Origin of the sequence: Amycolatopsis regifaucium (genome assembly GCF_001613935.1) — a bacterium.
Classification (GTDB): Bacteria; Actinomycetota; Actinomycetes; order Mycobacteriales; family Pseudonocardiaceae; genus Amycolatopsis; species Amycolatopsis regifaucium.
Genome location: NZ_LQCI01000052.1, coordinates 483,102 through 509,745 on the forward strand (window position 1 = coordinate 483,102; position 26,644 = coordinate 509,745).

The window sequence follows — 26,644 nt, forward strand, 5'->3', positions numbered from 1 at the left end:
GTGTACGGGCCGGTGTCGACCGGTTTTATCCGACCGTGCCCGACGTCACGGCTCGCGCAGGGTGATCTCGACCGCGATGGCGCGTTCGGCGGCGTCGTCGAGCACCGCTCGACGCGGTTCGGCGATGTCGAGGACGCGCGGCTCCGCACGGGCGAACAACGGCGCCAACCGCCGGTCCTCGCGCAGCGTTTCCAATGCCCGGGCGTCACCGCCGAGCACGACTGCGTCCACTTCGGACAGTCGTGGCACGAGGACTTCGAACGCGTCCTCGGCGGCGGAACGGAGCGCGGTGCGCGCCTGCCCTTCCCGGCGGCGCGCGAAACGCTGTTGCGACCAGCCACCGGCCGCGGACCGGCCTTGCACGAGATGCCGATCGGTCCTGGACCGGACGATCACTCCCCCGCGCGCGATCCCGACGCTGTGCCCGCCACGACGGGCCAGCAGGAGCGCGATACTTCGCGGGATCAGCGCGTGCTCCACGAGCGGGCCGACGGCGAGACCTGCCACGGTTCCTTCGGCGTTCAGCGGTCCGAAGGGGACGGTCGCGACGGCGACGACGCCGTTGCCCGCGACGACCGTGACGGTGTCCGGCGCGAGTTCTGTCGAGCGGACACCGTCGTTGCGGACGGCGAAGCGGGCGTACCAGCCTTCGAGACGGTCCGGGGCGACCTCGACCGCCCGGCCACCGCCCGCCACCTGCCGCTCTTTCACCATGTGCCCAACGTACGTGCCCGGCTTGGGTCGTGAGTGGCGATTCGGGTTCTAACCCGAATCGCCACTCACGACCACCTGTACCGACGCCGACCCGCACACTCCCCGACCCCCGCGCGTGAAGGCGACCAGGAGCTAGACCGGCTTGACCGGACCGCGGCCGACGGACTTGCCGACGCCCGCGGGCCGCTCGGCCGCGCCGGCCTGAACGAAACCGTTGATGTGCAAGGAAACCGAGCGGACCGATCCGGTATCACCACCGGCGGCGTCCATCGCGGTGAACGTCCACGTGCCGTCGGCGGCCACACCGGAGATCAGGCCGCCGAGAGCCTGCACCGGCTTGTAGGTCCCGGTGAACGGCGCGTTCGCCGCGGCCACCGAACTGAACGGAGCGGCCGCGGTGTCGGTGAAGACGACCTGGCACAGGTTGTTGCCCGAGCCGCCGCCGCGCTGGAACAGCGTCGCCTTCGCACCCGAAGGCGAGGTCAATGTGCCGACCAGGTCACCGACGTAGGAGTGGTTGATGCCCACCGTCTCCGACTTCTCGTCAGTGCCGCACGTAGTCCCGTCGACCGAGAACGTCACCTTCGACGCGCGCCCGACACCGCTCACCGCGATCGGCACGGTCACGCCGGTCGGGTCGCTGTCCGGGATCGCCACCGCGGCTCCGGCGTAGGCGAAGTTCCGCGTCACCGGCGACGGGGTGCCGACCGGCAGCGAGAACGTCGACGTGGTCGGCGAGAACGAACCCGCGAAGGTCACTCGCGCGTTCAGCACCACCGGCACCCCGAGTTCCTGCGTGGCGGGAACGGTGATGGTGAAGTCGTTGACGCCGGTCTGCCCGGGGCTGATCGTGCCGTACGACTTCGAGCGCGGCGCGACCGTGACACCGGGGGTCGGGCTGGTGAGCACCACGCTGGTCGACGTCGCGGTGCCGTCACCGCGATTGGTCACCGGCAGGGTCACCTTGGCGGTGTCACCCGGATCGAGCGCGGAACCACCGTCGGCCGGGGTGACCGTCGGCTGCCCCGCCTGCGCGAGCGGCTGCGGGCTGGCGCCGGTGTAGGCGAGGACCTTGTCGGCGAGGATGACGCCGGCGCCGCTGGAGTTGTCGCGGCCCGGGGTCAGGATGTCGACGGCGGTGTCGACGAGCGCCTCACGCACCTCGGCCGGGGGCAGCCCCGGGTTGCCCGAGAGCACCAGTCCCGCGATCGCGGCGGCGTGCGGCGCGGCGGCCGACGTGCCGTAGAACGTGGTGAAACCGGAGACGCTGGTGGAGACGCCGTCGGCCGCGGTGATGTCCGGCTTGGCGCGGACCTCACCCCCGGTCCCGGACACGTTTCCCGGGGTGATCGGCGTGCCGTCGGCCTGGTAGAACATCCGCCGCGGACCGTCCGAAGTGAACCGTTCGACCTTGGTGGTCGCACCGAAAGTTCCCGGGAACGGACCGGCCGGATTGGCCGGGTCGCCCGGTTCGAGCGCCCGCGGGAACGCCTTGGCCGCCGGGGCCGCCGCGACGCTGAACGCGGCCCGCGCGGCCGAGTGCCCGACGGTCACGCCGGGGCTGGTGTAGGCCTTGAGGCCGTCGGCCGAATCGGAGAACCGGCCGCGCAACGCGGAAAGCGACAGGTAACGGCCTTCACCGGAGAACTTGACGATCGCCAGCCGCAGTCCGGTGCCGCCTGCCGCGGGCGTGTCCACTCGCTCGTACGGATCCTGGGTACCGGTCTGGTTGTCCTGGCTGAAGTCCACGACGTTGCCCGCCGCGTTCAGCAGGTACAGGTCGTAGTCGTTGTTCGAGGCGCCCAGCGGGTCCGACCAGAACAACGTGACCGGCACGCGCGCCGAGGAGGCGTTCGAGATCGGCTCGAAGATCTGGTTGCCCGCGGGACCGGCGAAGTTGTGCGCGGTACCGGCGTACTTGCCGACGCTCTTGCCGGAGTCGACGAAGTCGCCTTCCCAGTGGCCCGAGGTGCCGTCGGCGACGTTGCCCTCGTTACCGGCCGAGGAGAAGTAGAGCGCGCCGTCCGCGGTCACGTCGTTCACGGCCTGGGCGATGATCCAGTCCTGGAACGGCGACTCCTTGAAGTACAGGACGTCGTCGACGATGACGTCGCAGCCCGCGTCGAACCGCAGTTTGCGGATGTTGTCGGCGAAACTGGCATCGGAGTTGAACGCGCTGGCGAAACCGAGCGACGCGTTCGGCGCGACATCGTGGATGATCTCGAGCATCGCGGTGCCCTCGTCGCCGTCGCCCTCCTGGCCGGGGATGACGTCGATGCCCGCCGGCAGTTCGCCGCGAGCCTGCGAGACAGCGAGTGAGTTGATGCCGTCGGACAGCGCGCAGATCTTGGTGCCGACGCCGGTGACGCCGAACTGCCGGCGCGCGGTGTCGGCGTTGTGCGCACGGTCCCCTTCACTGGTGATCGGCCCGGCGGCGGCACCGACCTGCCCCTTGGCCTCGACGGCCTTCTTCAGCTCACCCTCGATCCGGGCGGCCTTCTCTTCCTTGCTTTCCCGCTTCGCCTGCTGACCGGCGGGCTCGGCGAGCTGACGGGCGGTGAACGCCTCGTTGGCGGTTTCGACCTTCTTGACGTCCGCGCGGCCGGCGATCGCGGGGACCGCGTTCAGCGGAACCTCGGCGCGGACGCTGCCGTAGCGGGCCGAGACCGCGCGAATCCCCGCACCGGATTCACGCAGGCTCTTGAGGAGCTCGTCCGAGACCTGGCCACGGATGTCCACGAGTACGGTGCCGGCCGCGGAGACATTCGCCCCAGACCCCAGTGCGGGAACCGCGGAAGCCGACATCCGCTGTGCGCGGAGTTTCTGTTCGACGAGCAGCCGGCTGTCCACCTTGGACTCACCGGCGTGCTGGCTCTTCTTGATCGACTGCAGTGCCTCGATCTGCCGGACGGTGTTCTCCGAGAACGCGTCCGGGGACTGCCCGGTTTCCGCCGCCGCGACGGGCGGGCCGACCAGGCCCAGCGCGGTGACGATGGCCGCGGTGCCCGCGGCCAGGATCGTTCTTCTTCTCCTGCTAGAACGGGTTGGACGCACGTGCGCCTCCGATTCTTGGGCGCGTGCCCCGACTCACGCAGACCGACGCCGGCGATCACCGGCTGGATCAAGCTAAGTACCGAGCGTGCACCGGCGGCAGGAGCCGTTCGAGTGACTTCGGGAGGGCGTTCAGCGTAATGCCGGGAAGTCCTACAGCACGAACGAGTCCGACCAAGGCTGGGAAGCACGCCCGGACAAACCGTCCAAAAGCGTCACCGCCTGCTTGTCGGTCAGCGACGCCACGAAATCGACCACCGCGCGCCCCCGCGCCAGCCCTCGTACGGCGTCCGCACCGGTGACCGGTTCCCCGGTCGCCCCGATGAGCAGTTCCGGCGACGTCCGCGCGAGCGCGGAGAACTCCGCTTGCGCCAGTTCCACCAGATCGTGCAGCCGTCGCGGCAGCCGGTAGAACTCGTCGCGGTCGAGCAGCCACGCGTCGAGCGCGTCGACCAGCGTGGTCACCAGGCTCGCCTGTCCGCGTTGGTGCAGCGCCAGTTCGGGACGCAGCAGCACGAACCGGCGATGCACGAACTTGAGCACCTGCACCTCGTGCCACTGCGCGGGCCGCAGCGTGAGATGCCCCGTCCGGGTCGAGGGCGACGGCACCACCTGCACGCCGTCGACGAGCCGCGCGGTCCATTTCGCGGAGAAGTCGGCGGTGGCCTGCTCGGCCTCGATGGAACCGTCGAACGCGGTGGCGAGCAGACCGTCGACGAGTTCGGCGCGGACACGGGCGACGGCGCTGGTGAAGGCGTCGTCGTCGACGATCCAGCCGTCCTTGGCGTGCATCCGGCGGCGCAGCCGTTCCAGCGAACGACCGGGCAGCCGCCGCTCGGCGGTCAGTGTCGCGTCGTCCAGCCCGGCGAGGTCGAGCGCGTGCTCGACCCAGCCGGTGAACTCGGCGGCGACCGGCGCGTGCTGCAGTACTCCGATCCGGTGGAAGTCCTGCAGGTCGTGGATGGCGTAGGCGATGTCGTCGGCGGTGTCCATCACGGAAGCTTCGACGGTCTGCTGCCAGGGTTCGATCCGGCCGTCGAACGGCGCCCGTGCCTGGGCGAAGTCGTCGAGTTCGGTGCTGTAGGCGGAGAACTTGCTCGCGCCGGTGCCGGGGGCGTCGGCGGGCTCGGCCGCACCGCGCGGCTGGACCGCCATCGACGTCGGATGCGGGTCGGGCACGTGCAGCCTGGCCCACGGGTACTTCAGCACCGCGGCGCGCACGGCCGTGGTGAGGTCGAGCCCGGAAGCGGACGGGCCGCGGACGTCGGTCGTGGTGATGATCCGGAACGACTGCGCGTTGCCCTCGAATCCGTCGGCGAGGCCGAACCGGTGCCGGGCGATGCGGTCCAGGGTCTGCTCGCCCAGGTGCCCGAACGGCGGATGCCCCAGGTCGTGCGCGAGCGCGGCGGCCTCGGCGACGTCCGGGTCGCAGCCGCCCAGTTTCGCGGCGAGTTCGGCGGAGTCGCTGGTGGCGTTGATCCGCTCGGCGATCGCCCGGGCGACCTGCGCGACCTTGAGGCTGTGGGTGAGCCGGTTGTGCAGCAGTCCGGCACCCCCGGCGCTGACCACCTGGGTCACTCCGCCGAGCCGGGCGAAGAACGGTGACGCCGCGATGCGGTCCCTGTCGATCCGGAACGGGCTCGTGGCGAGATCGCTGAACCCGGCGCTCGCGCTCTCCGGTTCGCGCCGCCACGTCCTGGGATCCGTCAGCCTCGGGTCCGTCTGTTCCATGCGTGACACCGTATCCGTCGCGGCGGCATGATGAGTTGCCTACGGACGGAAATCCGAAAGCGCGCTTTGAGACACTGCCCAGGTGGCGGACGTGGTGATCGCGGGCGGCGGCCCGGCGGGACGCGCGCTGGCGCGTGCCTGCGCGCGACGCGGCCTGGCGACGGTCCTGATCGACCCCGCGCCGGAGCGGCGCTGGCGGGCGACTTATGGGCTGTGGGCCGACGAACTGCCCTCCCTGCCCGAAAGCGCCGTCGCCTGTGCGCCTTCGACGACGCTCGCCTTCGGCACCGGACCGCACATCCTCGAACGGCAGTACGTCGTGCTGGACAACGCCGGTCTGCGGACGTGGCTGACCGGTGGCTACGACGTCGTCCGGGGGACGGTGTCCGGTGTGGACCACGGCGGTCTGGGTTCGTCGGTGCGGCTGGAGGACGGCCGGGTCCTCGCGGCGGGCCTGTACTTCGACGCCTCCGGAGCCCGGCTCCGGGGAAACCGGTACGAACAGACGGCGTTCGGCGTCGTCCTCCCCGCCGAGGAGGCGCTGCGGCTGGTGGACAGCCCCGGCACGGCCGTGTTCATGGACTGGCGGGAGACCGGGTCCGGTTTCCTGTACGTGCTGCCGCTCGGCGACGGCACCGTCCTGGTCGAGGAGACCTCGCTGGCCCGCAAACCCGGCCTGCCGCCGGAGCTCCTGGCGGCGCGGCTGCGGACCCGCCTGGCGGCCGTCGGGCTGACGTCACGCGGGCGCGAGGAACGCGTCCGGATCGTGCTCGACGTGCCGTCGCCCCGGCGCGGCCGGACGGTGCCGTTCGGCGCCGCCGGCGGACTGGTGCATCCGGCGACCGGATACAGCGTCGCGACCTCGGTACGGCTCGCGGATCCGGTCGCCGACGCCGTCGCCCGCGCGTGGGAGCGAGGGCCCGCCGCGGCCGCGTCGGCCGCTCACCGGGTGCTCTGGCCGTCCTCCGCCCGAACCGTCCACAGTCTGCGGCTGCACGGCCTGCGCAGCCTGTGCGGGATGCCGTCCGAGCTGCTCCCGGTGTTCTTCGAGCTGTTCTTCTCACTCCCAGTCGAGCTTCAGCGGGCGTTCACGTCGGGTCGCGAAGACCTGCCGGGTACCACCGAAGCGATGACGGCACTTTTCCGGATGGCGCCATGGTCAGTGAGAAAACACCTGATCGGGTGGCATGGGCTCCGGGGATTGCTCCGTTCTGGGTAACCCGGGTGCCTTCCCGATGAACATCAGTTGACACGTGTTTCGTTTCGGCCCGTTACCAGCGAATATGCGCTTGTGACGTTGCAGATCGCGGTCCGCTTCGCTTACCAGCCGTTGTACAGCCTGCACACCGGTGGCGTCGTCGCGTTCGAAGCACTGGCGCGGCCGGGACGCGGCACCGCGCACGAACTGCTCGCCGACGCGCGGCGCAGCGGCAAGCTGGCCGAGGTCGACATCGGCCTGGCCGCCGAGGCCGTGCGCCAGCAGAACGACCCGCAGAACCCCCTCCCCCTGCATCTGAACCTGTCCGCCAGGACCGTGGCCGCGCCGCCGTCGGAATTCGATCCGCTCACCGACGCGCTCGGCCTGGCCGGCCGCCGGACCAGGGACGTCGTACTGGAGATCGGGCCGCCGTTCTCCCTGGTCCCCGCCGATCAGCTGCTCACCGGGATGCGGCGGCTGACCGACCTCGGCTTCCGGCTGGCGCTCGACGGGCTGGGCCGCGGCGACCTCCCGCTCACGCTGCTCGCCTCCGCGCCGATCGACCTGGTGAAACTGGACCGCACCGTGCTCCGGGGCCTGCCGCACGATCCGGCCGCCGTCGCGGTGGTCGAAGCGGTGCTGCACTTCGCGTCGCGCACCGACAACCGGCTGGTCGCCACCGGGCTCGAAACCACCGAGCAGCTGGAGGCCGCGCGGAAACTCGGCGTGCGGATCGCGCAGGGCAACCTGCTCGCGCCACCGGACGGCAACCACGCGCCGCTCCCCGCCCCGGACGCGCCGGGCCCGTTCATCCCCGGCACCGCCCGCGCCCGTCGCGTCGGCGACTTCCTCCGGCCCGCGACCACCCTGCCGGAGGACGCCACCTGCGACGACGTCCGCGAGGTGCTGGCCGCGGCCGACGGGCCGAGCGGCGTCGTCGGCATCGACGACCGGCACCGTCCACAGTGGTCGGTCGACCGGACACGGTTCCTGGTCTCGGTGACCGGGATGTACGGCCACGCCCTGCACGCCAAGCGGCCGGCCTCGCGGCTCGCCGACGCGCCGCACACCATCCACGTGGACGCGAGCGCGCTCGAATTCCTCGAACTGGTCACCGACGCGGACTGGGGCCGCACCGGCGACGACGTCGTGGTGGTCGACGACCGCGGCCGCTGCCTCGGCGTGGTGCTGGTGACCGAGGTCGTCCGCGGGGTGGCGGAGGCGAAGGTCGAGGAGGCCGTGTCGCTGAGCCCGCTGACCCGGCTGCCCGGCAGCGACGCCGTCGCCAGGGACGTCGACCGCCGCATCAACGCCCGGGAGCCGTTTGTCGCGGCCTGGCTGGACGTCGACTCGTTCAAGACGGTGAACGACACCGCCGGGTTCGCCGCGGGCGACGACCTCATCCGCACCCTCGGCCGGACGCTCACCGAGCTGGAGTCGCGGCTGCGGCGGATGCGCGTCAGCCACGTCGGCGGGGACGATTTCCTGATCGCCTGCGACGTCGACGAGATCGGCACGGTCGCCGCCGCGCTCCTGGACACGCCGTGGTCGGCCGACGAGATGCCGGTGACGGTGTCGCTCGCGACCCTGGTGTGCGGCAACGGCGCGATCAAGTCCTATAAGGACGCTTCCCGGCTGCTGGCGCCGTTGAAGAAGCGCGCCAAGGAGGTGCCCGGGTCCAGCTGGGTGCTCGGACGCCCGGGTTCGGACCGCGTCGAGGTGCTGCGCGGGATCACGACCCGGGGCCTGCCCTCCCCACGCGCCGCCGCGGGCTTCTGACCCCCGTGCGTTTCGTCCTCTGAACGCGGTCCTTGCGCGCGCAACCACCGCGTTCAGAGGACGAAACGCGGGAGGTTCAGAGGTCGTAGGCGGCCAGGTAGGCGGAGAAGCGTTCGTCGACCTCGCCCGTGGTGAGGCCGAAGTTTGCGAGGTCGTACCGGTGCGCGGGTTTCCTTTCCCCAGTCCGGCTTTCAGTGTGCAAGGCGGTCATCGCGTCCCGCGCTTCCGCCGACAACGGCAGCCCGAAATGCTTATAGACACCTTCGACCGTCCCGATCGGATCGGCGACGAAATCCTCGTACCGGACATCGCAGAACCGCGCCGGGTCGTGCCGCGCCCGCGCTTCGAGCGCCCGTTCCGCGCCCCGCGCCCACAGCTCCAGCTGGCCACGGCCGATCACCTCGCCCCGGAAGACGTCGGACCAGCCGTCGGACGCCTGCTCGTTCAGGCTGCAGACCGACGCGATGATCGTGCTCGGCGCGCGATGCGTCTGCACGATCAACGCGTCCGGGTACACCTCCAGCAGCGCGTCGAGCGCGAACAGATGGCTCGGGTTCTTGAGCACCCAGCGACGCCCGGCGTCGGGCAGCCCGATCAGCTGCAGGTTGCGCCGGTGCCTGCGGTAGGCGTCGGTCCAGCTCTGCCCGTCCAGCCAGCGCGAATACGACGGCACGTGCGCGAGGCATTCGTAGGAGACCGACTTCAGCGACTGGCGCAGCAGCTGCCAGCATTCCTCGACCTGATCGGCCGACATGTGGTGCAGGCCCATGAACTCGGGATGTTCGACGTGATGCCGTTCGTACCCCGCCTGGATCCCTTGGAACACCGGGTTGTCCGCCCAGGTCTCGCGCGGCGGCCTCGGCTGCGGCACCTCGGTCAGCCAGACCTCCAGCCCTTGGTGCGCCGGATCCTCGGTGAGCAACCGGTGCAGCGCCGTGGTCCCGGTGCGCGGCAGACCGGTGACGAAGATCGGCCGCTCGACGGGAACCTCGGCGTGGGCGGGATTCTGCTTCCACGACGCCTCGCTCAACGACCTCGCCACCAGAGCACCGCGCAGGAAAGCGCGGTGGACCTTGTTGCCGTACGGTGTCAGCCCCGCCTCGCCGGCGTACGAATCCAGCAGGACCCGCAGTCCTTCGAGATGGTCGTCGCCACCGAAGTCGTCCAGCCCGGTGAGTTTCGCCGCCGACGCGTGCAGATCCTCGACGGTGCCGATGTTTTCCCGTCCTGGCAGCATGTTCTCCCCTTCAGTGGTGGTATTCGCCGGCGTTGACGTCGAGGCATTGACCGGTGACGCACCGGGCCAGCGACGAGGCCAGGAACACGACGGTGTCGGCGATCTCGTCCGGTTCCGGCAGGCGGCGAAGGTCGATCGTCTCCGCCGTTTCCGCGTACACCTGCTCTGGCGGCACGCCGCGTTCCTTGGCCAGATGAGCGAAATACCACTTGAGCGAGTTCGCCCAGATGTAGCCGGGCGCCACGGAGTTGACCCGGATCCCGCGCGGGCCGAGTTCCGAAGCGAGACTTTGCGCGAGGGCGAGGAGGCTCGACTTCGCCATCTTGTACGCGCCGAAGGTCCGCCGCGAATGCCGCAGCACGGCCGAATTGATCATCACCACCGAACCGTCACTCTCGTCGAGTGCCGGGGTGAACAGTCGCGTGAGCCGGAGCGCGGCGAGCACGTTGGTCTCGAAGCCCGCGCGCACGTCGGCGAGGTCGACGTCGGCGAGGTCCATGATCGGCGGGATGGCGAAAGCGTTGTTCACCAACGTGTCCACGCGCCCGAATGCCTTCACCGCGGCATCGGTGAGGTTCGCGGCCGAAGCGTCGTCGGTGATGTCGGTGGGCACGGTGATCGCGCGGCGGCCGAGCGCGTCGACCTCCTTCGCGACCTCGGCGAGCCGGGATTCGGTTCGGGCGGCGAGAACGACGTCGGCGCCCGCCGAGGCACAGCGCACCGCGATGGACCGGCCGAGCCCCGGCCCGACACCGGAGACCACGACCACCTTGTCCCGCAACAGATCGGTCATCCCAGCATCCTCGCCGCGACGGCGGTCTGACGGGCCGCGATCCGCGCCGCCCACTCCTGCGGGGACACGCGCGCCTCGTCGTGGAACGGCAGCCGGTCGGCGAGTTCGCCGAACTTCACCACCTCGACGTGGGGACCGTCGGCGGCGTCGAGCGCGCGGGAGAGCCGCTGCCAGCGGATCTGGACGTATCCGCGGTCGTGCCCGGTGCGTTCGAGCCAGTTGGCCAGGCCCGGATCGCGTTCACTGATCACGAAGCGGATCTTGCCGTCCGGGTCGACCCGTGCCTGGTCGGCGGTGAGGCTGGTCTGGTGATTGATGTAGTCCAGCGAGAGGTACCAGATGCTGCCGAGCTGGATGCCCTGATACGGCGCGTCCGAACGCGGCACCGTGACGATCATGACCTCCTCGTCGCCGAGTTCGTAGTGCCCGGCCGACGAGTACTGCGTGGTCAGGCCGCCCGGTGTGGGGCGTGGTTCGGTCATCGTGTTCACCGGCAGGCGCAGGTAGAACCACTTCGGGAAGGCGAGGAAGGTCCGCAGCCTGCTCAGCAGGATCTTGCCGGTGACGCCGTAGCGCTTGGCCAGCACGTCACGCGTGAGTGGCGCGGGGGCACCGCCCGCGGTGTCGGCGCACTGGATCTGGATCGTGCCGCGGCGTTCGGTGGCCCAGTCGCTGTAGACCTCGCGGACCACGAGCATCGACGAGCCAGGACCGAGGACGAAATAGTTCGAGGCACGTTTTCCCGCCGAGAACTCATCGGCGCTGTCGGGGCCGGGGTCGGCCTTCGCCGGTCCGAAGCGGAGTTCGAACGTGCCGTCCTCGGCGATTTCGATCTCACGGTCGTCGAAGGCGGCAAGGCTGTCCGGCACCTCGACGGGTGAGTAGTCGCCGTTGAGGATCTGGAAACTGACGTCGGCAGTGCTCCCCCGCGTCCCGGTGACGACGTACTCCCGGTCTTCGCGGATGTTCGCGTTGAAGTACAGCGTGTCCGGGTTGTCCAGGCCCATCTTCGTGTACGGACCGGTGGACTGGGTGAAGTACGGATAGTCGCGTTCGTAGGCCCACGCCATCTGCAGGGACGCGCGGATGCTGCCGGCGAGGTAGTCGTACCCCTCGACGAGATCCTGTTCGGTCCGGATGTGCGGCGCCTCGGCGATGACCTTCTCGGCTTCGACGATCGCGTCGGCGAACGGTTGAGTGAGCACCGGCGACTCCTCATACTGGTACAAATGCGTACCGACTTGGTACGTTTTTCGCAGGATCAGACTAGAACGCGTTCTAAGGGTGGGTCAATGACCGTGACTCGGCGCTCTCCACCGACCGAGCGAGTCGTGCGGCTGCTCGACTTCTTCGCCGCCCGCCCCGGGCAGCGCTTCGGTCTCTCGGAACTCGCCCGCGAACTCGAGCTGGCCAAGCCGACTTGCCTGGGCATCGTGACGGAGCTGACCGCGGGCGGCTACCTCGTCCGGGACCCGCGGCCGGTCACCTACCGGCTCGGGCCGGCGATGATCGCCGCGGGCCGCGTCGCGGGCGAAGGCTTCGGCGCGAGCGAGGTCGCGCGACGGCATCTGGAGGACCTCAGCAAGCGCTACGGCGCCACCTGCACCGCGTCGGCCGTGGTCGGCGACCGGATCCTGATGCTGCAGAGCGCCGGGCCAGGGCGGGTCAAGCTCGGCGAGACGTACCCGTTCGCCCCGCCCGTCGGCCTGATGTACGTGCTGTGGGATTCCGACGCGGCGTTCGACGCGTGGCTCGCCAAACCCCCGGCCGTGCCCGTGCGGCTGGACGAAGCGCACCTGCGTCGCGTCGTCGCCGAATGCCGCGAACACGGTTACCTGGTGGAGAGTCTGACTTCGGCGGGGCGACGGCTCTACTCGCTGATGGCGGGTGTCGGCGCGGAAGAACTGCCACCGGAAGTGCGGGGCCTGGTCGGAGAGCTCGTCTCGAGTCTCGGCGAGCGCGTCTACCTCGGCGCCGACCTCGAACCGCGCCGCAAACACGCGGTGAGCCTGCTCGCCGCGCCGTCGTTCGACGCGGCCGGGCGACAGGAACTGGTGCTCACGCTGTCGGTCGGCGAGTCGATCACCGGCGCCGAGATCGCGCGGCGGGGCGCGGCGCTGGTCGCCATCGCCGATGCCGTCACCGCCGAGTCGGGCGGCCGCCGCCCCCGCGTTCAGTCCTCTGAATGCGGTAGTTGCGCACGCAAGGACCGCATTCAGAGGACTGAACGCGGGGTCAGGACCACCGGTTCGCGGTGAGCTTGAAGCTCGGCAGGTCGTCCATCGACATCATCGTCTCGTACAGCCGGTCGTACTGGGTGGAGGCGACCAGCCAGACGCCGTCCACGCGCCGATAGGTGTCCTCGTAGAACGCCGCGCCTTCGATCACCACCCGGTGTTCGGGGACGATCACCTTGTCCCGCATCAGCCAGGTACCCCGCGCTGTGTCGCCGTCGACGTCGATCTCCGGCTGTCCGGCGAAGTGCACCGTCGTGACGCCGGGCCCGACGGCGTCGCGCATGAACCCGACGATCGCCTCGCGACCCTCGAAGTCCAAAGGCTCGCCGTACGAGGGCGTGCCGTAACGCGCGTGCGCGTCGATGGTCAGGGTTCCGGCCATCTCGTCCCACAGCTTCAGGTCGAGGCACCGGAGGTAGCGGGCTTTGAGGCGTCGGATCTCTTCGAGTGCGACCAGGTCCATGCCGCCAGCGTCCTCCTCCCCTTGACCAAGTACAAGAACTTGTTCTACTTTTCTGCTCTCCAACCACGGAGGTCGCCATGACGTCCCCGGCGTACGAACTCACCCATCTCGAAGCACTCGAAGCCGAAGCCGTGCACATCTTCCGCGAGGTCGCGGCGACGTTCGAACGGCCGGTACTGCTGTTCTCCGGCGGCAAGGACTCGATGGTGATGCTCCACGTGGCGGCCAAGGCGTTCTGGCCGTCGCCGCCGCCGTTCCCGGTGATGCACGTCGACACCGGGCACAATTTCGAGGAGGTCATCGAATTCCGCGACCGCACCGTCGAGAGGTACGGCCTCCGCCTCGTCGTCACCAGTGTCCAGGACGACATCGACGCGGGCCGCGTCGTCGAAGATCCCCAGGCGGGCCGGAACCGGCTCCAGACCGCCGCCCTGCTGCGGGCGATCCGCGAGCACGCGTTCGACGCCGTCTTCGGCGGCGCGCGGCGCGACGAAGAGAAGGCGCGGGCGAAGGAACGCGTGTTCAGTTTCCGTGACGAGTTCGGCCAGTGGGATCCGCGCAATCAGCGGCCCGAGCTCTGGGATCTGTACAACGGCAGGCATCGCAAAGGCGAGCACATCCGCGTCTTCCCGTTGTCGAACTGGACCGAACTCGACATCTGGCAGTACATCGAGGCCGAGGGCGTCACCTTGCCGTCGATCTACTACTCGCATCGGCGGCAAGTGGTCCAGCGAGACGGGATGCTGCTCGCGCACACCCGGTTCCTCACCCTCGCGCGAGGCGAAACCCCTTACGAGGCAACGGTCCGGTTCCGCACCGTCGGCGACGCGACCTGCACCGGTTGCGTCGAGTCGACGGCCGCCTCGCCGGGTGAGGTGGTCGCGGAAGTCGCCGTCACCCGGCTCACCGAACGTGGCGCCACCCGCGCCGACGACCGGATCTCGGAGGCGGGCATGGAAGACCGGAAGAAGGAAGGCTACTTCTGATGGGTGCCTCGCAGCTTGTCCGGATCGCCACCGCGGGCAGTGTCGACGACGGGAAGTCAACCCTGATCGGACGGCTGCTCTTCGATTCGAAGACGGTGTTCACCGACCAGCTCGAAGCCATCGAACGCACCAGCCGCGCCCGCGGTGAGGCGTATCCGAACCTGGCGCTGCTGACCGACGGCCTGCGCGCCGAACGCGAGCAGGGCATCACGATCGACGTCGCCCATCGGTATTTCGCCACCCCCCGGCGGAAGTTCATCATCGCCGACACACCGGGACACGTGCAGTACACCCGGAACATGGTCACCGGAGCGTCCACCGCGGATCTCGCGCTGATCCTGATCGACGCCCGCAAAGGGGTACTCGAACAGTCGCGGCGGCACGCCTTTCTCGCGAGCCTGCTCGGGATCCCGCACCTTGTCTTGTGTGTGAACAAAATGGACCTCGTCGAGTGGTCGCAGGAACGCTTCGAGGAGATCCGCGAGGACTTCCGGCGGTTCGCCATGAAGCTCCAGGTGCACGACCTCACCTTCGTCCCGATGTCGGCCCTGCATGGCGACAACGTCGTGCACCGCGGCGCCAGTATGCCTTGGTACGAAGGAACTTCCCTGCTGCACCACCTCGAACAGGTGCATGTGGCCTCGGATCGCAACCTCGTCGACGCGCGGTTCCCGGTGCAGTACGTGATCCGGGAACACAGCCGAGATTTCCGCGGTTACGCCGGCACCGTCGCGGGCGGGGTGTTCAAACCCGGCGACGAGGTCACCGTGCTGCCGTCCGGATTCACCACGACGGTACGCGCGATCTGGGGACCGGGTGGCACGACGATCACCGAAGCCTTCGCCTCGCAGGCCGTCACGATCGAACTCGCCGACGACCTCGACCTCGGCCGCGGCGACCTGATCTGCCGTCCCGGGAACCGTCCGCACACCGGCCGCGACGTCGACGCGATGGTGTGCTGGTTCTCCGAGCGAAGCGCCCTGTCGCCGGGAGCGAGCTACGTCGTACGGCACACCACCCGCGAGACCAAGGCCGAGATCCGCGACCTGGACTATCGCCTCGACGTCACCACGCTGCACCGCGACGAGACCGCGAAATCCTTGTCTCTCAACGAGATCGGCCGAATCCGGCTGCGCTCACGGCAGCCGTTGCTGTTCGATTCCTACCGCCGCAACCGGTCCACCGGCGGTTTCCTCCTCGTGGACGAGCATTCCGGCGCGACGGTCGCGGCCGGCATGATCACCGGCCCGGGCGTGACGGCGTCGAACGTCGTCTGGCATACCGCCGCCGTCACCAGGGAGGAACGCGCGACACGCGGGCTCACCGTCTGGCTCACCGGACTTTCCGCGTCCGGGAAGTCGAGTGTGGCCGTGGAACTGGAGCGACGGCTGGTCGCGTCCGGTAGGCCCGCGTATCTGCTGGACGGCGACAATCTGCGGCACGGGCTGAACGGCAACCTCGGCTTCGGCCCGGCGGATCGTGCCGAGAACGTCCGGCGCGTCGCGGAGGTCGCGAAGCTGTTCGCCGACGCCGGAGTGGTGTCGGTGGTCTCGCTGATCAGCCCGTATCAGGCAGATCGTGAACTCGCCCGCGCCGCGCACGAGGCGGCCGGATTGCCGTTTCTCGAAGTCTTCGTCGACACCCCGCTCGAAGTCTGCGAAGACCGCGACCCCAAGGGAATGTACGCGAAGGCGAGGGCGGGTGAGATCAGCGGGTTCACCGGGGTGGACGCGCCCTACGAGCCACCGGAGAGCCCGGATCTGGTGCTGACGCCGGAAAACGGGGACCCCGCCGCGATGGCCGCGGTGATCCTCACCCTCCTCGACTGAGACTAAGCCACCGTGGGAAGCCCGGTACAGAGCGGTCGCCGCGGGAGCGCCCGCGAACTCACCGGAGGCGAACAGCGCACAGGTCAGGATCGGTTTGCCGTGACCTGGCCGATCCGGCGAGCGGCGGGTGTTCAGCCCGCCGGTGTGACGAATCCAGTGTCGTAGGCCTTGATTACCGCCTGTGTCCGGTCCCTCGCACCGAGTTTCGCGAGGACGTTCCCGACATGCGTCTTCACCGTCTGCACACCGAGATACAGCTCGCCCGCGATCTCCACATTGGACAGTCCGCGCGCCATCAGGCGCAGCACCTCGCGTTCGCGTTCGGTGAGCCCGGCGCCGTCGAGGCCGTCCTGCGGGCCGTGGTTCACCCGCTGCGCGGCCAGCCGCCGGATCGCGGCCGGGAACAGCAGGGACTCCCCCGCCGCCACGGTCCGGATCGCCGCCACGATCTCCTCCGGCCGGGCCCGCTTCAGCAGGAATCCGCTCGCGCCCGCCAGCAGGGCGTCGTAGACGTAGTCGTCGTTTTCGAAGGTGGTCACCACGATCACCTTCGGCGGATTGTCCATAGTGGACATGAGATGTGTCGTCGCGCGGATACCGTCGACCGAGGGCATCCGGACGTCCATCAGCACGACGTCGGGCCGGAACCGCGAGACCAGCCCCGGCACCTCGGCGCCGTCGGCCGCCTCGCCGACGACCTCCAGATCCGGCTCGGAGGTGATGATCGCCCGCAACCCGGCGCGGATCAGCTGTTCGTCGTCGACCAGCAGGACCCCGATGCTCATCGCCGGTTCCCCCATGGCACCGCCACCTCGACCTTCCACTGTCCCTCCGCACGGCCCGCGGCGATCGTGCCACCGAGCACGTCCACCCGTTCCGCCATTCCCCGCAGCCCCCGGCCGCCCCCGTCGCGTGACGGCGCCGCGGCGCCGAGCGGGTTGGCCACCCGCAGCCGCAACAGTTCCGGCCCGGCGTCGACGAGCACGGTCACCGGAACCTTACCGGCGTGCCGCAACGCGTTCGTCAGGCATTCCTGCAGGATCCGATACGCCTCGCGGGAAACGACCGGCGGCACGGACGACGGTTCACCCCGGACCTCGGCCGTCACCTCCGCCCCCGCCAGCCGGGTCGCCTCGACCAGCGAGGACAGCTCCCCCAGCCCGGACTGCGGCGTCCGCGCAGACGCTTCTTCGCGCAGCAGCCCGAGGACGTGGTCGAGATCGTCCAGTGCGGCGCGGGCGGAGTCCTCGATCGCGGTGAGCGCCTGCTCGGTGAAGTCCGGATCGGAGCGCAGGGTCCGGCGCGCGGCCCCGGCCTGGATGGTCACGACGCTGAGCGCGTGCCCGACCGAGTCGTGCAGTTCCCGCGCCAGCCGGTTGCGTTCGGCGAGCTGTTCGGTGCGCTTCTCCAGCTGAGCGATCCGTTCCGCGGCCGAAACCCCCAGGAGGCTCTCGGCGCAGCGGGTCAGTACCGCGCCCGCTCCCCACACGAGGTAGGCCAGCGCCACGACACCGAGCAGGAACGCCAGCGGGATCCACGCGCTCGCCCACCCCTTCGGCACCACGATCGGATCCTCCGCGGACAGTGCGATCCGGCCGGTGAACGGGGCCGCGATCGTGAAACCGAAGCCGACCGGCACACACAGGCTCGCCAGGCTGACGACGCACCCTGTGCCCACGTGCAGCAGGTACATCGCCGTCGACCGGAGCCGGACGGGCCAATTCCCCGCGGGTCCGAACGTCACTCCCGGAACCGGGTCGTCCAGCAGTTCCCGCACGGCCGCGCCCTCCAGCACGCGCACGGCGGGGAGGAACGACGACGCGATCATCACCAGGACGACGGTGATCAACCCGATGACGATCCCCCGCTCCATCGTCACGACCAGCGGAAGCAACGAAGGCACCACGATGGCGGCGAAGAGCAGATACGGCACGCTGAGGGCGCCACCGAGGATGAAATACACCCACCGGCGGTAGGTCGCCCGATCCGTGAGCGGGCCGAAAAGTCGCATGCGCTCTTTCTAGCTCGCGCCGGGCCGGCGCGGATCCCTCATCAGTATTTCGGCGATCTCCCTCGCCAGGGTGACCCGGTGCGCGTCCCCGTCGATGCCGGTATGCGCCACGGCGCCCTCCAGCAGCAGGAAGAGCTGCTCCGCGAGCCGCTCCGGATCGGCGGCCCACGGCGCGTCCTCGCGGAGGAGTTCGGCGAACTTCGCCCGCACCGCCGCCTTGTGCCGCCGGATCACGTCGAGTCCCGGATGTCCGGCGGTGAGTTCGGCGGCCGCGTTGAGGAACGCGCAGCCACGATCGCTCCCGAGCTTCGGATGATCGACGTAGGCGTCGAAGACCGTCAGCGCCCGAGGCGGATCGGCTTCGGCCAGCCGCTCTTCGAGATACGCCCACCAGACGTCGTGACGACGCCGCAGGTACGCGACCGTCAGCTCCGTCTTCGACCCGAAGCAGGCGTACAGCGTCTTCTTCGTGACGCCGGCGGCCTCGGCCACGGCCGCGACGCCCACCGCGTTCAGGCCCTCCTGGTAGAAGAGCGCGCTCGCGGCGCTCAGGACGCGCTCTCCGGCGGGAGTCAGCATGCTTCAACTATACCGATCGGTTGACCTGGGCGCTCAATGCGGGAACACTCCATGGGTATACCGATCGGTATACCCATGGAGGAGGACTAGTGGTTTCTTCGTACAAACGCGAGTTGACGCTCACCGCGGCGGGGTTGTCGCTGATCGCGGTCTCCTACGGACTCGCGAGGTACGCCTACGGCTTGTTCGCGCCGACCCTCCGCACGGAGTTCGACCTCGACGGCGGCACGCTCGGCGCCATCGCCGCGGGTAGTTACGTCGCGTACTGCCTCGCCGTGGTCGCCTCGGCCGCCGTCACGGCTCGCCGCGGCGCGCGGGCGGGAGCGCTCGCCGCCGGGACGACCGCGACCGCGGGGACCGCCCTGATCGCGGCCGCGCCGAACGTCGTCGTCCTCGCTCTCGGCGTCGTCCTGGCCGGAGCCAGCACCGGCCTGGCCTCGCCTTCGCTCGCCGACGCGGTCTCACGCGTCGTCCGCACGACCCGCCGGGACCGCGCCCAGACGGTGGTGAACGCCGGAACCGGACTCGGTGTGCTGATCTCCGGGCCGGTCTCGCTGCTCGCCGTCGGCGACTGGCGGCTGGCGTGGTGGGCCTTCGCCGCGGCCTCGGCGCTGGTGACACTGTGGATCGCCCGCGCGGTGCCGCCGAGCAGGGAAAAGAGCGAACGCGGGCTTCCGGACCCGCTGTTCCCGCCTGCCACCGGACGGCTGCTGCCCGCCGCCGCGACGCTCGGCCTGGCCAGCGCGGCGATCTGGACGTTCGGCCGGGACATCGCCGTGAGCGTCGGCGGGCTCGGCGAGACCGAGTCGACGGTGGTGTGGATCGTCCTCGGCGCCGTCGGCCTGGCAGGCGCGTTCACCGCCGAGCTGACCTCGCGGGCGGGAATTCGGCGGGCCTGGTCGGCGGGAATGGTCCTGTTCGCCGTCGCCACCGCCCTCTTCGCCCTCGCCACGCGGTCGCTCCCGGCGCTCATCATCGCGGCAGCACTCTTCGGTGCCGTCTACATCGGACTGACCGGCGTGCTGATCCTCTGGGGCACCAGGGCTTATCCGACGTCGCCCGCTTTCGGCGTCGGCGCGGCCTTCCTGATGCTGGCGCTGGGCCAGGCCGCCGGGGCACCGCTCATCGGTTTCCTCGGCGACCTCACCGATCTCCGCGTCGGCTTCCTCGTGGCGGCCGCGATGGCCCTGCTGGGGGTCTTCTTCGCGCCCCGGGAAGCGACCACGACCTACAACTTCGGGGTCCGTTCCCTCTCAAGGGTGAGTTCCGTCCCGCCGGAGCGGGAATCCCGCGCCGGCCGCGCGTGATGTCCTCGTCGGCATGAACCTGCTGCTCGGCCTGCTCACCCTGCCCGTCTACGCGCTCATGCTGTGGCCGCTCGTGGTCGCCGCCCGTCGGGTGCTGGGGGTGCGGATCGGCGTGCTCCGCGCGTTGTGCGCGGCAGGCTTCGGCTGGCTCGTCGCGGGCGGCATCCTCAGCGCGTTCCCACGGCCGGTGTACGCGAGTGGCGGCGCCTTCGCCGGGCTCGTCATCCCGGTGGCGGGCGGTGCTTTCCTGGCGACGCTGATGTTCCTGTTCGTCGCGGAATTCGTCCTGCCGTCGGGTTCCGGAACCGGGCTGATCGGCAGGATCCGCTCGCTGCGCCGTCGCGCGGCCAGGACGCGGCGCTACTCGCAGATCACCCGGATCGCGATCAAACACGGACTCGGCCGCTATCTCACCGGCCGCCGCGAACCCGGCCTCGCCCGGGTCCGGCACGCCAAGCCGGCGCGTTCGCTGCGGCGCGCGCTGGAGGAGGGCGGCGTGACCTTCGTGAAGCTCGGCCAGCTGCTCTCCACACGGTCGGATCTCCTGCCGCCGGTGTACATCGACGAACTGAGCAAACTCCAGGACCAGGTCGCCTTCGCCGACGCCGACGAGATCGCGACGGTCCTGAAGGAAGAACTGGGCGGCGACCCGGACGAGATCTTCGCCGAGTTCGATCCGGAGCCGATCGCCGCCGCGTCGATCGCGCAGGTATACCGGGCGCGGCTGCGCGACGGGCAGGAAGTCGTGGTCAAGGTGCAGCGGCCCGGGGTGCAGGCGCTCGTCGACCGTGACCTCGACATCGTCCGCCGGGTGGCGGCCGCGCTGGACCAGCGTGCGGGCTGGGCGCGCTCCCTCGGCGTCGTCGACCTCGCCGAAGGCTTCGCCGACGCGCTGGTCGAGGAACTCGATTTCCGCACCGAGGCCAGGAACATCGAAGCCGTCGCCGCCGCCTACCCCGGCACCGAGGTCGCGCTGCCGACCGTCCACAAAGCACTGTCCACCGAGCGCGTGCTCGTGATGCGCCGCCTCGACGGCAAACCGCTCGCCGCCGCCAGGGATCAGGTCCCGATGGCGGAGCGGGCCACCCTCGCGCGCTCGATGCTGCGGTGCGTGCTCGGCCAGGTGATGGGCAGTGGCGTCTTCCACGCCGACCCGCATCCCGGCAACGTCCTGCTGCTCGCCGACGGCAGGCTGGGCCTGCTCGACTTCGGCTCCGTCGGACGGCTCGACTCGGGGCTGCGCGGCGGGCTGCAGAACCTGATCCTCGCCCTCGACCGGGGTGACCCGGCCGCGCTGCGCGACGGCCTGCTGGAGATCGTCGACCGGCCGGACGAGATCGAGGAGCAGCGGCTGGAGCGGGCGCTGGGCGCCTTGGTTGCCAAGCACTTCAACCATGGACAGGCCCCGGATCTGGACATGTTCACCGACCTGTTCCGGGTGATCGCCGACTTCCGGCTCAGCGTGCCCTCGCCGATCGCCGCGGTGTTCCGCGCCTTGGCCACTCTGGAGGGAACGCTGGCCGCACTGGCGCCGGGATTCAACATCGTCGTCGAATCCCGGGCCTACGCCGCCGAACAGGTCGGCGCCGGATTGCGGCCGGAGTCGTTGCGCAGCAGTGCCACCAGCGAACTGATGGCGCTCCTGCCGGTACTGCGCCGCCTCCCCCGCCGCGTGGACCGGATCGGCAACGCGCTGGAACAGGGCAGGCTTTCGGTCAACGTCCGGCTGTTCTCCGACGAACGCGACCGCGACGTCGTCACCGGTCTCGTGCACGAACTCCTGCTGGCCTTCGTCGGCGCGGCCACCGGGCTGATGGCCGTGCTGCTGCTGGGCAGCGCGACCGGCCCGGAGATGTTGCCCGGCGTCACGCTGCACCAGCTGTTCGGCTACAACCTGCTGGTGGTCAGCGCACTGGTGGGACTGCGGTTGCTTTTCGTCGTTTTCCGGCGGAGCGGGCAACGGTCACGATCATCCCGATGACGACGAGCGCTCAACCTCGGGGCGCGTACATGATCACGCCGACCCCCGCCAGGCAGATCAGCGCGCCGATGACGTCGTAGCGATCCGGACGATAACCATCGGCGACCATGCCCCACACCAGCGAGCCTGCGACGAACACTCCCCCGTACGCGGCGAGAATGCGGCCGAAGTTCGCATCGGGCTGCAGCGTCGCGACGAAGCCGTAGAGGCCCAGCGCGACGACACCCGCGCCGATCCAGAGGTGACCGCGGTGCTCGCGCACGCCTTGCCAGATCAGCCAGGCTCCGCCGATCTCCAGCAGGGCGGCGAGCGCGAACAGCGCGATGGAGCGGACGATCATCCGGGCAGCTTAATCACGGGAAGCGGCGCGGCGATTTCTCAGGTGCTCGCGGTGAAGTACATGATGGCCAGGTCGCTAGTCGGTCCAGCCGCCGTCGACATCTCAAACGCCTTCGCCGGAACGAACCAAAACACGCGCGACGAGACGCGGTATAGGGCGTTATACGCTTACCGCCCCAATGCTATGAAAGGTCCTTTCCTTGCAAATTTCGCAAGGAAAGGACCTTTCATAGCGCGGAATACGTGAAGAGGTCAGACGGTGAAGCCGAGGGCTCGCAGCTGTTCGCGGCCGTCCTCGGTGATCTTCTCCGGGCCCCACGGCGGCATCCAGACCCAGTTGATCCGGAAGTCCTTGACCAGCCCCGTTCCGCCGCCGACGAGCGCGGCACCGGTCTGGTCCTCGATGACGTCGGTCAGCGGGCAGGCCGCGGACGTCAGGGTCATGTCGATGGTGGCGGTGTTGTCCGGCTCGACCCGGATGTCGTAGACCAGGCCGAGGTCGACGACGTTGATGCCCAGCTCCGGGTCGACGACGTCGCGCATCGCCTCTTCGAGGTCCTCCACCTTCGCCACTTCGGCGGCGTCCGGGGCGGTGGTCTCGGCGTCGAGGTCGGCGGCGGTGCGCCCCTCGCGGGTTTCGGTCTGCTGTTCGGTCATGCCGTCTCAACTCCGTTGGTCGTGCGGGCGACGGCGTCCTTGAACGCCATCCATCCGAGCAAGGCGCATTTCACGCGGGCCGGGTACTTGGCCACGCCGGCGAAGGCGATGCCGTCCTCCAGCACTTCTTCGTCCGGCTCGATCTGACCTTTGCCCTGCATCAGCTCGACGAAGGCGTCCATGGTGGTGAACGCCTCCTCCACGGTGTGCCCGACGACGAGATCCGTCAAGACCGACGTGGAGGCCTGGCTGATGGAGCAACCCTGTCCCTCGTAGGAGACGTCGGCGACCTTCCCGTCGTCGACCTTCACCCGCAGTGTCACCTCGTCGCCACAGGTCGGGTTGACCTGGAACGATTCGGCGTCGAACGGCTCGCGCAGACCGCGGCCGTGCGGGTTCTTGTAGTGGTCCAGGATGATCTCCTGGTACATGCTTTCGAGGTTCATCAGGCCACCCCGAAGAACTTCTGCGCCTCGCGGACACCGTTCACCAGGGCGTCCACTTCGGTCAGGGTGTTGTAGACGTAGAACGAAGCGCGCACGGTCGCCGGGACCGAGCAGGCCCGGTGCAGCGGCCACGCGCAGTGGTGCCCGACGCGGACGGCGACCCCGAGGCTGTCCAGCACCTGGCCCGAGTCGTGCGGGTGGACGCCGTCGATGACGAACGACACCAGCCCACCTCGGTCGGTCAGGTCGGTGGGGCCGATGATCCGCACGCCGGGGATCTCGCCGAGCCCGGCCAGTGCCGCCTCGGTGAGGACGTGTTCGTGCGCGGCGACCCGTTCCATGCCGATCGCCGAGAGGTAATCGGCGGCCGCGCCGAGGCCGACGGCCTGCGACGTCATCGGGGTGCCCGCCTCGAACCGCTGCGGCGGCGCGGCGAACGTGGTCTGCTCCATGCGGACCAGCTCGATCATCGAGCCGCCGGTCAGGAACGGCGGCATCGCTTCGAGCAGCTCGCGTCGTCCGTAAAGGACACCGATGCCGTACGGGCCGACCATCTTGTGCCCGGCGAAAGCGGCGAAGTCGACGTCGAGGTCGTGGAAGTCCACCGGGAAGTGCGGCACCGACTGGCAGGCGTCCAGCACGACCAGCGCGCCCACCTTGTGTGCCTTCTCCGTCAGGAACTTGACCGGGTTGATCGTGCCGAGCACGTTGGACTGGTGGGTGAACGCCAGCACCTTGGTGCGCTCGGTGATCAATTCGTCCACATCGGACAGGTCGAGGCGGCCGTCGGCGGTGACGGAGAACCACTTCAGCGTCGCGCCGGTGCGCTGGCAGAGCTGCTGCCACGGCACCAGGTTCGCGTGGTGCTCCATCTCGGTGATGACGATCTCGTCGCCGGGGCCGACCTTGAACCGCTCGGCCCCGGGACCGGCCGTGGCGGCGTTGCTCACCGCGTAGGCGACGAGGTTGATGCCCTCGGTGGCGTTCTTGGTGAACACCAGCTCGTGCGGGGAGGCGCCGACGAACTCCGCGATCCGCACGCGGGCGGATTCGTAAGCGTCGGTCGCCTCCTCGGCGAGCTGGTGCGCGCCGCGGTGCACCGCGGCGTTCGAAGTCTCGAGGAACCGGCGCTCGGCTTCGAGCACCTGCACCGGTTTCTGCGACGTCGCACCGGAATCCAGATACACCAAGGGTTTCCCGTCCCGAACGGTCCGGGTCAGGATGGGGAAGTCGGCCCTGATGGCCGCTACGTCAAGCGGAACAGAGTTAGCCGTGGTGGTGGTCATCGGGCCAACTCCTCTCGGTGTAGTCGTGAAGTTCCAGGATCAGACGGCGGCGGTCTCGGGGGAGCCGGTGTACTTGACGTACCCGTTCTCCTCCAGCTCGTCCGCGAGCTCACGGCCACCGGACTCGACGATCCGGCCGCCCGCGAAGACGTGCACGAAGTCGGGCGTGATGTGCCGCAGGATCCGCGTGTAGTGCGTGATCAGCATGACGCCGGCGTCGTTGTTCGACTTGAACTCGTTGACACCTTCGGACACGACGCGCAGCGCGTCGACGTCGAGGCCCGAGTCGGTCTCGTCGAGGATGGCGATCTTCGGCTTGAGCAGCGCCAGCTGCAGGATCTCGTGGCGCTTCTTCTCGCCGCCGGAGAAGCCCTCGTTCACCGAACGCTCGGCGAACTCGGACGAGATCTCCAGTTTGCCCATCTCCTCCTTGACCTCCTTGACCCAGTGGCGCAGCTTGGGGGCCTCGCCACGGACCGCGGTGGCCGCGGTGCGGAGGAAGTTGGACATGGACACGCCCGGAACCTCGACCGGGTACTGCATGGCGAGGAACAGGCCCGCGCGGGCACGCTCGTCGACGCTCATCTCCAGCACGTCCTCACCGTCGAGCAGGACCTGCCCGGAGGTGACTTCGTACTTGGGGTGACCGGCGATGGCGTACGACAGCGTGGACTTGCCCGAACCGTTGGGGCCCATGATCGCGTGGGTCTCGCCCGACTTGATGGTCAGGTTGACGCCCTTGAGGATCTCCTTGGGGCCCTCCTCGGTCGTGACCGAGGCGTGCAGATCCTTGATTTCCAGCGTAGGCATTTCTTTCCTAAAGTCTGATGTGGACGGACGAGGGCTTAGACGCCCACGGCTTCGAGTTCGGCTTCGATCGCGGCCTCGAGGCGCTCGCGCACCTCGGGGACACCGATCTTGACGAGGATCTCGTGGAAGAACCCGCGTACGACCAGTCGACGCGCGGCGTCTTCGCCGATTCCGCGCGACTGAAGGTAGAACAACTGCTCGTCGTCGAACCTTCCCGTGGCGCTCGCGTGGCCGGCGCCTTCGATCTCGCCGGTCTCGATCTCCAGGTTCGGGATCGAGTCCGCCCGCGCGCCCGGCGTCAGCACCAGGTTCCGGTTGAGCTCGTAGGTGTCGGTGGCCTCGGCGGCCGCCCGGATCAGCACGTCGCCGACCCACACGGTGTGCGCGCCGTCGCCCTGCAGCGCGCCCTTGTACATCACCCGCGACTTGCAGTTCGGCACCGCGTGGTCGACGAAGAGACGGTGCTCCTGGTGCTGTCCTTCGTCCGCGAAGTACAGGCCGAGCATCTCGACGTCGCCGCCCTTGTCGGCGAAGGTCGCCGTCGGGGAGACGCGGACGAGGTCACCGCCCAGGGTGATGACGATGTGCTTGAGGCTGGCGTCGCGGCCGAGCTTGAGGTGCTGCTCGGAGACGTGCACCGCGTCGTCGGCCCAGTCCTGGACACTGACCACGGTCACGTTCGCCGAATCACCGATGACGAACTCGACATTGTCGGCGTAGGTGCCGGAGCCGACGTGGTCGAGGACGATGACGGCCTCGGAGAACTGCTCGGCGCGCACCTGCATGTGCCCGTAGGCGACCTTGCCCTCGCCGGGGCCGGTGATCTTCACCGTCGACGGCTTCGAGGTCTTCGTCTCCTTGGGCACCGTGATGACGGTGGCCTCGGTGAACGAGGAGTAGGCTTGCGCGGCGATCCGGTCGCTCGGGACACCCGCGGCGCCGAGGCGCTCGTCGTCCCGGCCGACCTGCTCGATCTTCAGCTCAGGGGCGGCGTCGGCGTCCACGGTGGCCGAACCCGAGGCGGCGGCGGACCCGTCGTGCAGGCCGCGCAGCCGCTTCATCGGCGTGAAACGCCAGTTCTCCTCACGGCCGCCCGGGACCTCGAAGGCCCCGACGTCGTAGGAGGTGAAGCGCTCCGCGCGAGAGGTGGCCGGAACGACCACCCCTTCGCGCATCGCTTCGGAAACGTTGTTCTCGGTAACCGACATGA

23 protein-coding genes are annotated in these 26,644 nt (G+C 69.4%); 7 read left to right on the forward strand and 16 right to left on the reverse strand.

Translation table 11 applies throughout. From position 1 onward, the window contains the following. Positions 1 to 45: 45 nt before the first annotated feature. The 3 genes from AVL48_RS37805 to AVL48_RS37815 all read right to left on the reverse strand — a co-directional run bounded on the left by AVL48_RS37805 (position 46) and on the right by AVL48_RS37815 (position 5,496). Positions 46 to 714 carry an acVLRF1 family peptidyl-tRNA hydrolase gene (locus AVL48_RS37805; protein ID WP_061980725.1) on the reverse strand — a complete coding sequence of 223 codons (669 nt, stop codon included), beginning with the start codon at positions 712 to 714 and terminating at the stop codon, positions 46 to 48. A gap of 132 nt (positions 715 to 846) precedes the next feature. Next, the gene (locus AVL48_RS37810; protein WP_487246458.1) at positions 847 to 3,768 is read right to left on the reverse strand and encodes a S8 family serine peptidase; all 2,922 of its coding nucleotides are present in this window, start codon (positions 3,766 to 3,768) and stop codon (positions 847 to 849) included. Between the two features lie 150 nt (positions 3,769 to 3,918). Beyond that, positions 3,919 to 5,496, reverse strand: coding sequence for a deoxyguanosinetriphosphate triphosphohydrolase family protein (locus AVL48_RS37815; RefSeq protein WP_061980724.1), 1,578 nt, complete (start codon positions 5,494 to 5,496; stop codon positions 3,919 to 3,921). 82 nt (positions 5,497 to 5,578) lie between these two features. Here AVL48_RS37815 and AVL48_RS37820 point away from each other — a divergent pair, with 82 nt between their 5' ends. Beyond that, on the forward strand, positions 5,579 to 6,715 hold the full coding sequence (locus AVL48_RS37820; RefSeq protein WP_061980723.1) for a lycopene cyclase family protein: 1,137 nt from the start codon (positions 5,579 to 5,581) through the stop codon (positions 6,713 to 6,715). Positions 6,716 to 6,787: 72 nt separating this feature from the next. Next, positions 6,788 to 8,473, forward strand: a complete 1,686-nt coding sequence (locus AVL48_RS37825) for a GGDEF domain-containing protein (protein ID WP_061980722.1) — start codon at positions 6,788 to 6,790, stop codon at positions 8,471 to 8,473. Between the two features lie 76 nt (positions 8,474 to 8,549). On the opposite strand, the gene AVL48_RS37830 is transcribed toward AVL48_RS37825, so the two are convergent. The 3 genes from AVL48_RS37830 to AVL48_RS37840 are packed head-to-tail and all read right to left on the reverse strand — an operon-like array spanning position 8,550 to position 11,708. Beyond that, positions 8,550 to 9,710, reverse strand: coding sequence for a sulfotransferase family protein (locus AVL48_RS37830; protein WP_061980721.1), 1,161 nt, complete (start codon positions 9,708 to 9,710; stop codon positions 8,550 to 8,552). 10 nt (positions 9,711 to 9,720) lie between these two features. Continuing rightward, positions 9,721 to 10,503 carry an SDR family oxidoreductase gene (locus tag AVL48_RS37835; RefSeq protein ID WP_061980720.1) on the reverse strand — a complete coding sequence of 261 codons (783 nt, stop codon included), beginning with the start codon at positions 10,501 to 10,503 and terminating at the stop codon, positions 9,721 to 9,723. Beyond that, positions 10,500 to 11,708 (reverse strand): hypothetical protein, encoded by a 1,209-nt coding sequence (locus AVL48_RS37840; RefSeq protein ID WP_061981111.1) that lies wholly within the window; start codon positions 11,706 to 11,708, stop codon positions 10,500 to 10,502. The genes AVL48_RS37835 and AVL48_RS37840 overlap by 4 nt, the downstream gene beginning before the upstream one ends. Before the next feature lie 93 nt (positions 11,709 to 11,801). On the opposite strand from AVL48_RS37840, the gene AVL48_RS37845 reads away from it, so the two are divergent. After that, positions 11,802 to 12,761 carry a helix-turn-helix domain-containing protein gene (locus AVL48_RS37845; protein ID WP_244162472.1) on the forward strand — a complete coding sequence of 320 codons (960 nt, stop codon included), beginning with the start codon at positions 11,802 to 11,804 and terminating at the stop codon, positions 12,759 to 12,761. Here the strand turns inward: AVL48_RS37845 and AVL48_RS37850 are convergent. Beyond that, positions 12,739 to 13,203: a nuclear transport factor 2 family protein gene (locus AVL48_RS37850; RefSeq protein ID WP_061980719.1), complete on the reverse strand. Its 465-nt coding sequence runs from the start codon at positions 13,201 to 13,203 to the stop codon at positions 12,739 to 12,741. The genes AVL48_RS37845 and AVL48_RS37850 overlap by 23 nt on opposite strands. 77 nt (positions 13,204 to 13,280) lie before the next feature. Here AVL48_RS37850 and cysD point away from each other — a divergent pair, with 77 nt between their 5' ends. Then, positions 13,281 to 14,189, forward strand: a complete 909-nt coding sequence (gene cysD, locus AVL48_RS37855; RefSeq protein ID WP_061980718.1) for a sulfate adenylyltransferase subunit CysD — start codon at positions 13,281 to 13,283, stop codon at positions 14,187 to 14,189. Further along, positions 14,189 to 16,018 (forward strand): adenylyl-sulfate kinase, encoded by a 1,830-nt coding sequence (cysC, locus tag AVL48_RS37860; protein ID WP_061980717.1) that lies wholly within the window; start codon positions 14,189 to 14,191, stop codon positions 16,016 to 16,018. Before cysD ends, cysC begins: the two co-directional genes overlap by 1 nt. Positions 16,019 to 16,149: 131 nt before the next feature. On the opposite strand, the gene AVL48_RS37865 is transcribed toward cysC, so the two are convergent. The 3 genes from AVL48_RS37865 to AVL48_RS37875 are packed head-to-tail and all read right to left on the reverse strand — an operon-like array spanning position 16,150 to position 18,608. Then, on the reverse strand, positions 16,150 to 16,803 hold the full coding sequence (locus AVL48_RS37865; RefSeq protein WP_061981110.1) for a response regulator: 654 nt from the start codon (positions 16,801 to 16,803) through the stop codon (positions 16,150 to 16,152). Further along, positions 16,800 to 18,029 carry a sensor histidine kinase gene (locus tag AVL48_RS37870; RefSeq protein ID WP_061980716.1) on the reverse strand — a complete coding sequence of 410 codons (1,230 nt, stop codon included), beginning with the start codon at positions 18,027 to 18,029 and terminating at the stop codon, positions 16,800 to 16,802. The genes AVL48_RS37865 and AVL48_RS37870 overlap by 4 nt, the downstream gene beginning before the upstream one ends. A 9-nt stretch (positions 18,030 to 18,038) precedes the next feature. After that, complete coding sequence (locus AVL48_RS37875; protein ID WP_061980715.1) at positions 18,039 to 18,608, reverse strand: TetR/AcrR family transcriptional regulator; 570 nt, start codon at positions 18,606 to 18,608, stop codon at positions 18,039 to 18,041. 89 nt (positions 18,609 to 18,697) lie between these two features. Here AVL48_RS37875 and AVL48_RS37880 point away from each other — a divergent pair, with 89 nt between their 5' ends. Both AVL48_RS37880 and AVL48_RS37885 read left to right on the forward strand, forming a co-directional pair. Continuing rightward, complete coding sequence (locus AVL48_RS37880; protein WP_061980714.1) at positions 18,698 to 19,915, forward strand: MFS transporter; 1,218 nt, start codon at positions 18,698 to 18,700, stop codon at positions 19,913 to 19,915. Between the two features lie 13 nt (positions 19,916 to 19,928). Further along, entirely contained in the window at positions 19,929 to 21,896 is a 1,968-nt protein-coding gene (locus AVL48_RS37885; protein ID WP_061980713.1) for an ABC1 kinase family protein, read from the forward strand. 10 nt (positions 21,897 to 21,906) lie between these two features. Here AVL48_RS37885 and AVL48_RS37890 read toward each other — a convergent pair whose 3' ends face one another. From AVL48_RS37890 to sufD, 6 genes are all read right to left on the reverse strand, one after another. Then, a complete protein-coding gene (locus tag AVL48_RS37890) occupies positions 21,907 to 22,236 on the reverse strand; it encodes a YnfA family protein (protein WP_061980712.1) in 330 nt (109 codons plus the stop codon). Between the two features lie 251 nt (positions 22,237 to 22,487). After that, positions 22,488 to 22,892, reverse strand: coding sequence for a metal-sulfur cluster assembly factor (locus AVL48_RS37895; RefSeq protein WP_061980711.1), 405 nt, complete (start codon positions 22,890 to 22,892; stop codon positions 22,488 to 22,490). Next, on the reverse strand, positions 22,889 to 23,338 hold the full coding sequence (gene sufU / locus AVL48_RS37900) for a Fe-S cluster assembly sulfur transfer protein SufU (RefSeq protein WP_034311809.1): 450 nt from the start codon (positions 23,336 to 23,338) through the stop codon (positions 22,889 to 22,891). Before sufU ends, AVL48_RS37895 begins: the two co-directional genes overlap by 4 nt. Continuing rightward, positions 23,338 to 24,624, reverse strand: a complete 1,287-nt coding sequence (locus AVL48_RS37905) for a cysteine desulfurase (protein WP_061980710.1) — start codon at positions 24,622 to 24,624, stop codon at positions 23,338 to 23,340. Before AVL48_RS37905 ends, sufU begins: the two co-directional genes overlap by 1 nt. A gap of 39 nt (positions 24,625 to 24,663) precedes the next feature. Next, positions 24,664 to 25,434: a Fe-S cluster assembly ATPase SufC gene (gene sufC, locus AVL48_RS37910; RefSeq protein ID WP_061980709.1), complete on the reverse strand. Its 771-nt coding sequence runs from the start codon at positions 25,432 to 25,434 to the stop codon at positions 24,664 to 24,666. A 35-nt stretch (positions 25,435 to 25,469) separates the two neighbouring features. After that, complete coding sequence (gene sufD, locus AVL48_RS37915; RefSeq protein ID WP_061980708.1) at positions 25,470 to 26,642, reverse strand: Fe-S cluster assembly protein SufD; 1,173 nt, start codon at positions 26,640 to 26,642, stop codon at positions 25,470 to 25,472. Positions 26,643 to 26,644: the final 2 nt, after the last annotated feature.